The organism is Tolypothrix bouteillei VB521301 (assembly GCF_000760695.4).
Taxonomy (GTDB): Bacteria; Cyanobacteriota; Cyanobacteriia; order Cyanobacteriales; family Nostocaceae; genus Scytonema; species Scytonema bouteillei_A.
The window spans coordinates 7,849,123-7,861,260 of the sequence record NZ_JHEG04000001.1; the positions used below are offsets into that span (position 1 = coordinate 7,849,123).

A 12,138-nucleotide genomic window follows, 5' to 3' on the forward strand; every position below is an offset into this window, starting at 1 on the left:
TTCCCTACGGCGGGAAACCCGCCTGCAGGACTGGATTCACCACCTACGTGGACTTCTTATTAAGTCCGCGTAGGCGGACTTTGTTTGTGTAGCCCCAGAATTCTATTCTGAGGGCAATTGCGCTCTTTGGGATGCTCCCGTAGCTTTTTAAGGGAGGCTTTGCGTCAGCCCTGAATTACTACTTACTTCATCTTTTTTTCTGAGTCAGCTTATTAAAGATTCGCTGACTATTTAATATTAACAAACGCGTTTTCGTCAAATCTTTAATATTGGATGGATAATGCATTTTGTGGTCGTAGAAATTATTTAAATCATCCAGAATCACCTTCAATCTTTGAATAATATTATCCGTTCTGTATTCCGCAAAAAATTCTTCTGACAAATTGGATGGGCTCCAAGATTTCAATACCTTTAGAATACGCTGAACATCATATGCTCTAGAGTAACCAGCAATTTTATAGCTATTAAATGCAGGGTCTAAATAATCAGATAATCCCCCATTAAGACTAGAAAATACCTGACAACCACAAGCAAGTGCTTCCATGGGTTGGAGACCGAACCCTTCACTTACACCCTGCTGCGCCCAGTATTCTGCTGAATCATAGAGGTAAACTTTAGCTCGATTGAATAAACCAGTTATATCCTCAACGTAGGAATTAACAATTGTCACTTTGCATTGTTGCTGCAATTCTGGAATCAGTTCCTGAATTAAATATTGAGAAGATTTACGGGTTTGAATTAAAACATCAATATCTCTTTCAATGTTGAGATTTTGAAATTCATTGGAAATTTGATTGGGCAAATAATAAATTAGAGAATTTGGAGCTTTTTGTCCCCAATATCCCATAGTATTTCGACTGACAGCAATTATGGGAATACTTGAAGGCAAACTAAAGCCATAACCTGCGCTATGGGCGTGATAGACAACATTATATTGCTTGAGTTTTGCCACAAGTCGAGCTACATCAAATCCCCAACTAACGACAAAAATAACATCATCTAATTTTTTGCCTCTCAGTAGATCGTCTAAAAAAAGCTTATCTTTTTCCCTTTGGCGATAAGTCACAACATCAGCACTACAGATTTCCTGAGCCAGCGTTAATGTTTTTAACTCTGCCCACAGCCCTCCGCAGGCAAACTTACCATATGTTCCGGGTAGTAAGAAATAGAGTTTTCTCATATTCATTCATTAATTAATAGGGATTGGGGGAGTAGGGGAGTGAGGGAGTGAGGATACGGATCGTATGGAAGTATTTTCTCCCTTGTCTACCCCCTCTCCCTTGTCTCCCTTGTCCTCCCTATTTCTTCCTAATCTCTCCATCGCACTTTGATAAAATGTGCGTCGCGTCCCCAAATATCTCGCGTGCGCGTAATACTATCGATTTCTAAGTTGAAGGGAATGGAAGTTGTTAGGTATCGCTGTACCGAAGCACCTACGTCAGGAGCAAGTTCACACGCAGTGGTTGCTGCTAACCCCAAACCTATAAGTTGCTCAATAGGTCCCCGTGGTAGTAGCAGATGCATTCCCACAGCTAACCCAGCTGTAAGCACCATCGCTACTGAAAGATTTGTACCACAACGAGGATGAACGGCTAAATCCCCTTCACCATGAGTCAGGCGGTGTAGAGCCAGCATCGCTGCTCGCCGTAAATCGCTAATGTTTACCTCTCCATAAAGATAAAATCCTTTTTCAGTAGATAAACCACCTAACAATTCGTTGTCAAGTTGAACGGGGCTTGTTGCTTTAGTAGGAGAAGCAGAAGCAGTTTTTGCTCCACTGAGAACCCAAACTGTAGCGTGCTCCAAAGCATGAACTTGGCGTAAAATCAGAATTTCTTTCAACCCTGGAACAAATGATAAATGCCTGAGTAAATCGGCATCTTGCATTGGTTGGGCTGCTGTAATATCAATAAAGAAAAGAGAAGAAGTATCCATAGCAACACTGCTCTTGAGACTGTGGAGCAACATAGATTTCTTTTAAATGTAACGTTTCAATCTCTCGATTGTTGCTAATTTTTGTTGACTGTATAGAGCGACTTCAGTTTCCTATGGCAAAATTTTTATCTTTTCTTCCTGAATTACCCTACCTACTGGGGTCCTCCCGCGTACACACAAGCTAATTTCTTGTGGGCTGGTATCGTTCCCGCTCCATACACTGGGCTAGGGAGGATGTCCACCCCACAAGAAGGATAACTTATTCCTTAACAGTTCTTGAGAGAAACGCAGCAAGTGTAGTTAGTCTGTTACTGGTTAGATAAAAAATGAAAATAGGGATCGGGGTAGAACAACCGATCGCCAATCGCATTTTTATCTGTTTTGGTGTATGAAAATACATAAGAACTACTTAAATTCGCCTCTGCCTTACTTGATTTTTCAAGGTTTACACCTTCAAATCTAAATTGTGAGGAGGAAACTATAAGCAACCAGTCAAAATTAGCTTGACAGAATGCTAGACATTGGTTGAGTTTGCCGAACTTGTTGAATCATTGTTGAAATTAGGCAGAGGACAGCAATTTACATCATTCAAGCAGACTTTGCCCCAGTGTAATGCCCAACGGACAAGAGCAACTCGGTTGTCTGTGCCTGTCTTGGTGAGAATATTGCTGATATGGTTGTCAACGGTTCGCTTGCTTATTTCCAACTTTGCTGCAATCTCTTGGTTAGTTAAGCCAGCAGCCACTAAATCAATAATTTGCAGTTCTCTGTCTGACAGACTAACAGGGGTCTGAGACTCGCCACCAGCCATGAGTTTTTTTCCTCTTTAGTATATGTACTTAATCACTCTTTCTCATTCTAGAAGATTCTTTTGGAGGTAGATGCTTAAAGTATAGGCAGAAATACTATTTTTATGAGAAGTAGGGCAGAAGGATGAGGGGAGGAGGGGATGGGGGATAAGGAAGACAAGGGGGACAAGAAAAGACCACTATTTGTTTTTTTTGTTACTATATACTTATGTATAAATAAGTATAAAGATAAGTAGAAATACTATTAAACAGGAGTACTTACAACTAAGTTTGGTAGCAAAAATTGCTATTTAATTGTATGAACGAACGCCAACAAATTGGCAGAAATGTTGTAATTTTATACTGGAAATTCCTAAGCCAACATCCAAAATTCAATGAGTAATCCCCGTGTTTTGTGCCTGGGTGAAGTTTTGTTTGACCGATTAGCTGACCAATTGGGGCGAAAGCTAGAAGAAGTTGAGTCTTGGACAGCTTATCCTGGAGGAGCACCCGCTAACGTAGCCTGTGCTTTAATGAAGTTGGGAACATCTACAGGATTTGTCGGTTGTGTGGGTGAGGACGCACCAGGTAATGAACTGGTGGAACTGTTTGAAAAGGTGGGTGTAAATACAACAGGAATACAGCGTCATCCCACAGCACCAACAAGGCAAGTTAATGTTGTACGCTCGCTCTTAGGCGATCGCTCTTTTGCTGGCTTTAAAGACTTTGAAACCACAGAGTTTGCGGACACTTACCTAAAAGCTGACAAATTACCAATAGAGTTATTTGAAGCAGCAGATTTTCTAGTTTTAGGGACTTTGGAGTTAGCTTATCCGGAAAGCGGACAAGCTATTTACCGCGCTTTAGAGCTAGCAGAACATTATGATATTAAGGTGCTTCTAGATATCAATTGGCGTCCCGTGTTCTGGACAAATCCCGATATTGCTCCTCAAAAAATTCAAGAATTATTTAAACAAGTTGATTTTCTCAAACTTTCTAAAGAAGAAGCTGAGTGGCTATTTAATACAGCTGATGCAGGTGCAATCACTTACCGCCTCAATTCGGTTGAAGGAGTTTTGATCACAGATGGAGAAAACGGCTGTGCTTATTGTCTTGGTGAAAACGAAGGCAAACTCCCCGCTTTTTCCGTCCCTGTCGTTGATACAACTGGTGCAGGGGATAGTTTTGTCGCTGGCTTTATTCACCAAATACTGACTTATGGTATCCAGAGCTTGAACGACAAAGAAACTGTCACAAAAATTCTGAATTATGCCAGTGCAGCAGGAGCATTAACGACAATGAAAGCAGGTGCGATCGCATCTCAACCCACTGCAGCCGAAGTAGAAGCTTTTCTCACTTCTCACTCTAGCTAACAAAGATGGGCTGCAAGATCCCCGACTTTATCAAGAAGTTGGGGATCTAACCAACGTAACATTTATAGATAACTTTATATGTCAATCAACCGACTCAGCCAACAAATACAGTTCATTATCGAAATTGACGATTGTGTAGCTGAAGGTTACTTGCAAGAAGCACCCGCTACAATTGCCTCCCACTCAGATTGAGAAAGAGGTTGCTCCTTAAAGTCGGTATCAAAACAACGGCTAGCAGCCGCAATTAATGCTGTCACAATCTCTTTAATATCTAATTGAGGAAGTCTCACGGGTGTAAATGTTTCCCCAGGAAAAACCCGAGCAAATAACTCACCATCTGGTTGCAAACGAATAGAACCATGCTGTAGGGTCGCTACTCCCCTTCGCAGTTGGGCGCTACCAATAAATTTTGTTCCATTTGGCAAAACAAGATCGGCACCAGTCGCAGTACCAAAACAATTGGGGTTGTGGATATAACCTCGCCCTGCTGTTCCGTAGTGCAATTCTACACCAAGCGCTCGCCACCCTTGAATCAAAAACTCACAAATTTTCTGGTAGATCTCAACACGGTTTCCCGTCAGATTGGATGTCACTACAGTGTAAGTTAAATCACCTTGATGCAATACCGCCCGCCCCCCTGTTGGACGCTGCACCAAGTTGATTTTTTGTCCCTGCCAAACCAGATTTTGCCAGTGTTCTGGATATTTGTGTTGGTGGTATCCCAAGGAAATAGTCAGTGGCGACCAAGTATAAAATCGCAAAGTAGGCGGATGCGATCGCAACAGGTGCTGTTCTAGCAACCAACGATCGATTGCCATTTGCGAGTCACCAGAAGCTTCTAACAACGGAATCAGTCGCCACATAGAATTTTGGATTTTAGATTTTGGATTGAGGGTTTGGGATTGGGGAATTTTCAGCTGACTTCCCATCTAAAATCTAAAATTTCTTCAATAAGCTACACCATACTCAGCTTGTAACACTTCGTCATTGTTATCAGCAATAGTGGCTACAACCGTAATCAGACGAGAAACCTCACCTGGGGATAAATCTGTTAGAGTCCGGGTTCCCATAACAACTACTTGGTTTTCAATGATGGCAAAATGGGATTCAAAGGTACTTGATGCATTCATTTCCAAGAGTTTTTGCATTAACTTGGATTCATCCTTAGCGGGTAATTTCAGCACTGGAGACCAAACGGTGATGGTATCCTCATCAGTTGTACCAGTCAGCTGGACAAAGACTTCTACCGTACCATAGTGAAACTTCCAACGATAACCTCCTTCTGAAGGATGGCTTACCATTGCACTGTCATCTTGCTCTAAAGTGTCGATGACGTTTTCAACAATCTCTATATAGTTGATACTCGTTGTCTCAGCGATAAATTCGTTGATGAGTTCTGCATCTGACATGGATTCAGTTGCGGGCTTTTCTTGCTGTGATTGGGAGCTTGTCATACAGATTTTTGCCTCAGCAGCATCATTATTACATCTAGACATACTTTATAAAGGATAAAAGATGAAAAATACTTACTTCATCCTTCATAATTCATAATTCATAATTCATAAGGTGTGAGTTTATGTCCTCTGTTTCCGAAGCATCTCAAATTCGAGATATTCGTCAGCTAAGTATTAATCTCGATCGCTGGTACGTTGTTGCTCGTAGCAGCGAGGTCAATACTCAGCCCATAGGTGTAACGCTATGGAAACAAGCAATCGTACTTTATCGCGATCGCAACGAACAAATCCATGCTTTAGAAGATCGATGTCCCCATCGACTTGTTAAACTCAGTCACGGGCGAGCGATCGATAGCGAATTGGAATGCGCTTATCATGCTTGGCGCTTTAACGCTCGAGGCGAATGTGTAGCAGTACCTTATTTAGCAGACAATCAAAAACTCCCCAGTTGTAAAATTCGTCATTACCCCGTACAGGAACAAGACGGGTTTATTTGGCTTTTCCCTGGAAATGCACAAACCAAGCATCACGAGTCAGTACATCCAATGGGCGTTCCCGAATGGGAACACTTGAATTATATTGCTACAGTGTCAGTCATTCACTGTCAAGCACACTATTCTTATTTGATAGAAAACCTGATGGATATGTACCACGGGCATTTACATCAAGATTACCAAGCTTGGGCAGAACCATCCCTCAAAGATATTTACGAAGATAGCGATCGCGTTGACGCTCATTATAACGCTCAAAGTTATTACAAGATTGATAAAATTTGGTCTATTTCCCAGTTATTTTTTCCTGCTTTGCGCCGACTGCATCCCGAACCATTAAATGTTAGTTATATATATCCTCATTGGGCTTCAACATTAGGCAAAGATTTTAAAATTTATTGTTTGTTATGTCCTGTCAATGAGATAGAAACAAAAGCATATTTAGTTCATTTTACATCACTCAATGCTTTTTGGCGCTTGCATAAATTACCCGTATGGTTTCGACGGTTTGTGAAAAATAGTTTGTTTGGTTCGGCGCAGAAATTGTTGGATGGATTGGTGAAACAAGATGTACTGATGATCGAAGAGGAACAGCAAGCGTATTTGGAAAATCCTCAGAGGCGGGGTTATGAGTTAAACCGGGTAATAGCCAGCGTGCAGAGGTTAATGAGAAATCAGGTGGAAAAGCTAAAGTAATATGAAATATTTCCTTAAACTCTAAGCTTGAGGTTGTATCTGTAGTAAAAGATTCTATAGCAATCCTAAATCATTTGTAAAAAATTTGAATTGCTAATGGCTAATGGCTAATTGACCATTAGCCATTAGCAGTCTTCACGCTTATTCTTATATTTCATTTAGGACTGCTATATACCTCAGCCATTAGTATGAACGCTAGCAACTGCATGAATCCGAATTGCCTAAGTCTGAAAACTTTTTAGCAAGGGAGCATCTCAAATTTGCAATTGCCCTCAGAATAGAATTCTGGGGCTACACAAACAAAGCCTGCCTACGCAGGCTTTAAATAAGTCCGCACAGGCAGACGAGCGTTTGTATAGGCGTGATTTCAATCACAATCTTGTTTTTTCCAAACTGGGATGAGCCCATAATTCGTAGTGTGATACTTTAGAATGCTCTTCTAGTATCTATTAAAGCAAAAATGCTAGAATACATTAAATACTTATAGATAAAGCAGTGTGAATACAATAGAACTCGAACTAGATGAGAAAACCCTGAACAAAGCACTTTTGCTGGCAAAAGTACGGCATTGTGATTTGTCAGACTTAATTGCATATGCAATCGACCAGCTGGCGTTAACTGAAACGCCAAAAGACCGATTGTTAGGGCTATTTGCTGACGATCCTAAGTCAGTAGATGAGATGTTAGCAGAAGTTATGAAGGATAGGGAAGCGCACTCACTCAATCAACGTTTTGGAAAAAGCACTACTTGACACGGATATTTTTTCTGAACTTTTAAAGGGCCTTAATCAGAGAGGTGTGGCTAGAGCTTCAGCTTACCATTCTGCACTTGGTTGCTACACAATCTCTACCATCACTGTGTTGGAAATTGTCAAAGGTTGGCATAAGCTTCAACGTGAAGACAAGATTCAGCATTTATTTTCGGAAATTATTAATATAGAAGTGTTAGCACTTGAACTAAGTGATGCTCAATTAGCAGGACGCATTTATGCTGATTTGGAACGCACTGGGCAACCGATAGGACTCGCCGATGCCATGATTGCTGCGATCGCAGTACAAAAGAATTTAATTTTAGTTAGTGGTAATTTGTCGCATTATCAGCGAACTCAAGGGCTGGGTTACAGCTTAAAGCTGGATAATTGGCGAATATAACAGTACCTTTGCCAAGTTCTCAAAAGCCCCACTCATCTCAAGTGAGGGGATTTCGGCAAAGGTATTGTATGAAGCACCATTTTATTTAACATGGCAGAATAAAGATAACTGAGAGCGGACTCTCAACACAACAAGAAGTTCGTCACTGTACGATCGCTTTAACATGAGCTATTGCCTAAATCCTTTTTGTCCCAACCCCCAGCATACCAATGATGGCAAGTTTTGCTTGACTTGCGGTTCCAAACTACTCCTGAAAGAACGATATCGTGCAATTAAACCATTAGGGCAAGGAGGTTTTGGCAGAACCTTCTTAGCTGTGGATGAGGATAAACCGTCTAAGCCACGTTGTGTTATCAAACAATTTTTTCCCCAAGCCCAAGGCACGAGTACAGTAGAGAAGGCTGTTGAGTTGTTTACTCAAGAAGCAATGCGCCTTGACGAACTGGGGAAACATCCACAAATCCCGGAACTCCTTGCTTATTTTACTCAAGACGATCGGCAGTATCTTGTACAAGAATTTATTGATGGGCTAAATTTGGCTGAAGAATTGGCACAAAGGGGTGCTTTTAATGAGGCGGAAATTCGGCACTTACTCAACGACTTACTGCCAGTGTTGCAGTTTTGTCATGAAAGACAAGTCATTCACAGAGATATTAAACCAGAAAATATCATTCAACGCAGATCTACAGCCTCAGCTATTGGAAATCTTGTTTTGGTAGACTTTGGAGCTGCAAAAGCAGCGACTTACACCGCCTTAAACAGGACTGGTACTAGTATTGGTAGCCCGGAATATGTTGCACCCGAACAAATCAGAGGAAAAGCCGTTTTTGCCAGTGACATATTTAGTTTGGGCGTGACTTGCATTCATCTCCTCACTCAGTGTTCTCCCTTTGACATATACGACACTTATAATGCGACTTGGGTTTGGCAGCAGCATCTTAAAACTCCCGTCAGTAATGAATTGAGATACATTCTTGACAAAATGTTGGAACCTACTGTTGCCCAACGCTATCAAACAGTCAACGCAGTCCTCACGGATTTGAATCGCCAACAGCAAGTCGCCCTCGCATCACCAACACCAGTCACTCCTGTCAGTACACCTCCTGCTCCACAGAAATCGACTTCTGCCAACTCCACGAATGACATTATTGATAAAGAATTGCAAGAAATAAAAACAAAGCTGTTGGGGGGTCGCAGTGGTGGGAACTCAAACAATGTAAATAAAAATACCCAATTCCAGCCTACACAAAAACCTCAGCCTTCTAGTAAAAGTATTATTGATGATGAATTAGAGGAATTAAAAGCTAAGTATAAAAATGCGAACCCAGACTCAGCAGATTAAATTGAACAAAGTTATTTTAGGTAAAGTGGATTTAAAATAACAAAGGTAAAGTGAATTTAAAAGAGTATAAAGCTCAAAAAACTACGGGAGATTTCGTTTAATTGAAGCCTGCGTAGGCAGGCTTTGTTTGTGTAGCCGCGATTTCCAATCGTCGGCGTTTTTTCATTCATTGGGATGCTCTCCTAATGTGCGTGATTATTTGCCATTTAGTTGCCTGAAATTAGGGGTAGGCAAGAACGCCTACCCCACATGAATTTCATTCCTAAAAAACAGGTTGGAATTTAGCTGTTCTTTTCAGTAATGGGAACCCACTCAGTGTGGAAAACACCAGGTTTATCTACACGCTCGTAGGTATGTGCTCCAAAGTAGTCGCGTTGTGCTTGAGTCAGGTTTTGAGGTAGGCGATCGCGACGGTAGCTATCAAAGTAATCCAAGGAAGCGCTGAACGCGGGTACTGGGATACCTAGTTTTGCTGCGGTTACTAAAACGTCCCGCCAAGCATTTTGCCTGTCAAGAATTGTCTGTTTAAATTCAGGGGCTAAGAGCAGGTTGGGTAGAGATGAATTTTCGCCAAAAGCATTCTTGATCTTGTTCAAAAATCCAGCCCGAATGATACAGCCACCCTTCCAAATCCGAGCCAATTCACCCAGTTTTAAGTTCCAGTTATATGTTTGGGAAGCTCTGGATAGCAAAGCCATTCCTTGAGCGTAGGAACAGATTTTTGAGCAGTAGAGAGCATCTCGAACTTTGTTGATAAACTCTTTGCTATCACCCTCATACTTGCCTGTTGGACCTGTGAGGATCTTAGATGCTGCAATACGTTCTTGCTTGTAGGAAGACATGATTCGACCATTAACTGCGGCGGTAATGGTCGGAATGGCAACACCCAATTCCAAAGCAGTTTGTACTGTCCAACGTCCGGTTCCCTTTTGACCTGCTGAGTCAACAATCAAATCTACCAAAGGTAAATGTGTATCTTGGTCAACATAGGGGAAGATATTGGCAGTAATTTCAATCAAGAAAGAATTTAGTTCGTCGGTGGTGTTCCACTCACTAAAAACTTGATGTAGCTGATTGTGATCCAGTCCTGCAGCATTTTTCAGCAAATCGTAGGCTTCTGCAATTAGCTGCATATCACCATACTCAATGCCGTTATGTACCATTTTCACGTAGTGACCGGAACCACCGGGACCGACGTAGGTTACGCAAGCACCATCATCGACTTGAGCCGCAATTTTTGTAAAAATCGGCTCCAAATACTGGTAAGAGCTTTGTGTCCCTCCTGGCATGAGTGAAGGACCATTGAGTGCTCCTTCTTCACCACCACTGACGCCCATTCCAATGAATCGAAAACCAGCAGGTTCCAATTCTTGAGTGCGCCGATCTGTATCTTCAAACCAAGAGTTGCCACCGTCGATAATGATGTCGCCTTCGTCTAGCAAAGGTCTCAGCTGACTAATCACTGCGTCTACAGGCTTACCAGCTTGAACCATAATCAAAATTCGTCTGGGACGTTCCAAGGCAGCTACAAACTCTTCCAGAGTAAACGCGGCTTTGACGTTTCTTCCGTTAGCACGCTCCGCCATGAATTTATCGGTCTTATCGCGCGAGCGGTTGTAAACTGCGATTGGAAAGCCGTTTCGCTCAACGTTTAGAGCGATGTTCTCGCCCATGACGGCTAGACCAATCACACCAAAGCTTTGCTGTGTCATAATTTTTTGGCTAACTCTTGCAGATTCTCTTTATCTTTAGGTTAGTCCGAGATTTTCCCTTCTCTCCTAAAGAAGACATTAAGACTTCACAAACAGAGTCAAAATACACAAAGATACAAATAATTAATTTTAATTTGTATCTATCTCAACATTTTCCGGACAAATTTTGCAAAATTAGGGGATGGGGGATTGGGAACCGGGGATCGGGGATAGGAGATAGGGGATAGAAAATAGAAAGTATAATATCTTTGCTCCTCATCCCCAAGTCCTTAATCCCTAAGCCCCGCTTCCCAGTCCCGAGTCCCCTATCCCTAGTCAAAAGAAAGGAGTAACCACAAGATGCTGGCACACGTCCTAGCGTTGACAGTCGGTCTGGGTAGTATAGCGCTTTACTTAGCAGCTTTCTTTTTCCCAGAAATCCACCGCAAGAATGATTTTATCTGGAGCGGTGTAGGGCTGTTCTACGCCTTGGTTTTATGGATATTCGCACCACGCATTACTGGAGGTCTTTTGCTGGGTCATGTGGCTAGTGTCGCTCTTTTGGGATGGTTTGGCTGGCAAACACTCTCACTGCGCCGTCAACTGACGCCTACGGCTCAACAAACCCAAATACCAAATGCCGAAGAGGTCAAAACGAACCTTGGAAGCTCGGTTTCTAAGCTGTCACTGCAAGAACGATTCGCCCCGTTGCAACAGTGGTTGAGCCGCACCTTCTCTCGTCCAAAAGATAAGGTTCAACACACTGGAGTCACGAAAACCCCCGAAACTTCAAACGCTGCAGTATCTCCTACAGCAGCGCCAAAGGTTGAGATTGTTGACCAACGCAGTGCGATCGCACAACCGCCTGTCACTGTTACTGAAACTACAACCCCAACATACGAACAACCAGCAGAACCAGTCACACCCGTTGATTCGGAAGCAAAAACCAAGCTGGTTACAGAACCAATTCCACCAAATCCCCCATCTCCAGAATTGGTGGAAGCCGCTCGAGAGAGTGCTGAGGATAAAACACCCCCTCTTCCTGTAGTAGAAGTTGCTCCCGATGCTGTACTGGCTCCGCCTGCTGAAGAACCTCCCGAACAAGTTCCACCCAATCCATCAACTTAGGGTTGGCAATCAACATATACGATCGCTAACTGAGGATTCCCCAGAAATAAATGATTCGGATTGTGGGATAGGCGTCTCTTAGCTCAAG

General features: G+C 42.3%; 12 protein-coding genes. 6 read left to right on the forward strand and 6 right to left on the reverse strand.

Annotation, left to right across the window (positions count from 1 at the left end):
- Positions 1–187: 187 nt before the first annotated feature.
- The 3 genes from HC643_RS32205 to pedR all read right to left on the reverse strand — a co-directional run bounded on the left by HC643_RS32205 (position 188) and on the right by pedR (position 2,746).
- Positions 188–1,180 (reverse strand): glycosyltransferase, encoded by a 993-nt coding sequence (locus HC643_RS32205; protein ID WP_038074393.1) that lies wholly within the window; start codon positions 1,178–1,180, stop codon positions 188–190.
- Between the two features lie 128 nt (positions 1,181–1,308).
- Positions 1,309–1,935 carry a DUF6391 domain-containing protein gene (locus tag HC643_RS32210; RefSeq protein ID WP_038074391.1) on the reverse strand — a complete coding sequence of 209 codons (627 nt, stop codon included), beginning with the start codon at positions 1,933–1,935 and terminating at the stop codon, positions 1,309–1,311.
- A 514-nt stretch (positions 1,936–2,449) separates the two neighbouring features.
- Positions 2,450–2,746, reverse strand: a complete 297-nt coding sequence (pedR, locus tag HC643_RS32215; RefSeq protein WP_038074215.1) for a photosynthetic electron transport-dependent transcriptional regulator PedR — start codon at positions 2,744–2,746, stop codon at positions 2,450–2,452.
- A 372-nt stretch (positions 2,747–3,118) separates the two neighbouring features.
- On the opposite strand from pedR, the gene HC643_RS32220 reads away from it, so the two are divergent.
- Complete coding sequence (locus HC643_RS32220; RefSeq protein ID WP_038074214.1) at positions 3,119–4,096, forward strand: carbohydrate kinase family protein; 978 nt, start codon at positions 3,119–3,121, stop codon at positions 4,094–4,096.
- Positions 4,097–4,242: 146 nt separating this feature from the next.
- Here the strand turns inward: HC643_RS32220 and HC643_RS32225 are convergent, their stop codons facing one another.
- Both HC643_RS32225 and HC643_RS32230 read right to left on the reverse strand, forming a co-directional pair.
- Positions 4,243–4,959, reverse strand: a complete 717-nt coding sequence (locus HC643_RS32225) for a lipoate--protein ligase family protein (protein ID WP_038074388.1) — start codon at positions 4,957–4,959, stop codon at positions 4,243–4,245.
- A gap of 84 nt (positions 4,960–5,043) precedes the next feature.
- The gene (locus tag HC643_RS32230) at positions 5,044–5,550 is read right to left on the reverse strand and encodes a YbjN domain-containing protein (RefSeq protein WP_038074212.1); all 507 of its coding nucleotides are present in this window, start codon (positions 5,548–5,550) and stop codon (positions 5,044–5,046) included.
- 122 nt (positions 5,551–5,672) lie between these two features.
- Here HC643_RS32230 and HC643_RS32235 point away from each other — a divergent pair, with 122 nt between their 5' ends.
- From HC643_RS32235 to HC643_RS32250, 4 genes are all read left to right on the forward strand, one after another.
- Positions 5,673–6,737, forward strand: a complete 1,065-nt coding sequence (locus HC643_RS32235; protein WP_038074210.1) for an aromatic ring-hydroxylating dioxygenase subunit alpha — start codon at positions 5,673–5,675, stop codon at positions 6,735–6,737.
- Between the two features lie 497 nt (positions 6,738–7,234).
- Complete coding sequence (locus HC643_RS32240; RefSeq protein WP_038074208.1) at positions 7,235–7,489, forward strand: hypothetical protein; 255 nt, start codon at positions 7,235–7,237, stop codon at positions 7,487–7,489.
- 46 nt (positions 7,490–7,535) lie between these two features.
- The gene (locus tag HC643_RS32245) at positions 7,536–7,889 is read left to right on the forward strand and encodes a PIN domain-containing protein (RefSeq protein ID WP_237265990.1); all 354 of its coding nucleotides are present in this window, start codon (positions 7,536–7,538) and stop codon (positions 7,887–7,889) included.
- A gap of 163 nt (positions 7,890–8,052) precedes the next feature.
- Positions 8,053–9,231 (forward strand): serine/threonine-protein kinase, encoded by a 1,179-nt coding sequence (locus tag HC643_RS32250; protein WP_038074204.1) that lies wholly within the window; start codon positions 8,053–8,055, stop codon positions 9,229–9,231.
- 281 nt (positions 9,232–9,512) lie between these two features.
- Here the strand turns inward: HC643_RS32250 and gndA are convergent, their stop codons facing one another.
- Positions 9,513–10,943, reverse strand: coding sequence for an NADP-dependent phosphogluconate dehydrogenase (gene gndA, locus HC643_RS32255; protein ID WP_038074202.1), 1,431 nt, complete (start codon positions 10,941–10,943; stop codon positions 9,513–9,515).
- Between the two features lie 339 nt (positions 10,944–11,282).
- Between gndA and HC643_RS32260 the strand changes: the two genes are divergently transcribed.
- Complete coding sequence (locus HC643_RS32260) at positions 11,283–12,050, forward strand: Ycf66 family protein (protein WP_038074199.1); 768 nt, start codon at positions 11,283–11,285, stop codon at positions 12,048–12,050.
- The last annotated feature ends 88 nt before the right edge of the window (positions 12,051–12,138 follow it).

Bases quoted from the DNA above. Each gene is read 5' to 3' on its own strand.
- HC643_RS32205 (WP_038074393.1), bottom strand. From the start codon at position 1,180: ATGAGAAAACTCTATTTCTTACTACCCGGAACATATGGTAAGTTTGCC.
- HC643_RS32210 (WP_038074391.1), bottom strand. From the start codon at position 1,935: ATGGATACTTCTTCTCTTTTCTTTATTGATATTACAGCAGCCCAACCA.
- pedR (WP_038074215.1), bottom strand. From the start codon at position 2,746: ATGGCTGGTGGCGAGTCTCAGACCCCTGTTAGTCTGTCAGACAGAGAA.
- HC643_RS32220 (WP_038074214.1), top strand. From the start codon at position 3,119: ATGAGTAATCCCCGTGTTTTGTGCCTGGGTGAAGTTTTGTTTGACCGA.
- HC643_RS32225 (WP_038074388.1), bottom strand. From the start codon at position 4,959: ATGTGGCGACTGATTCCGTTGTTAGAAGCTTCTGGTGACTCGCAAATG.
- HC643_RS32230 (WP_038074212.1), bottom strand. From the start codon at position 5,550: ATGACAAGCTCCCAATCACAGCAAGAAAAGCCCGCAACTGAATCCATG.
- HC643_RS32235 (WP_038074210.1), top strand. From the start codon at position 5,673: ATGTCCTCTGTTTCCGAAGCATCTCAAATTCGAGATATTCGTCAGCTA.
- HC643_RS32250 (WP_038074204.1), top strand. From the start codon at position 8,053: ATGAGCTATTGCCTAAATCCTTTTTGTCCCAACCCCCAGCATACCAAT.
- gndA (WP_038074202.1), bottom strand. From the start codon at position 10,943: ATGACACAGCAAAGCTTTGGTGTGATTGGTCTAGCCGTCATGGGCGAG.
- HC643_RS32260 (WP_038074199.1), top strand. From the start codon at position 11,283: ATGCTGGCACACGTCCTAGCGTTGACAGTCGGTCTGGGTAGTATAGCG.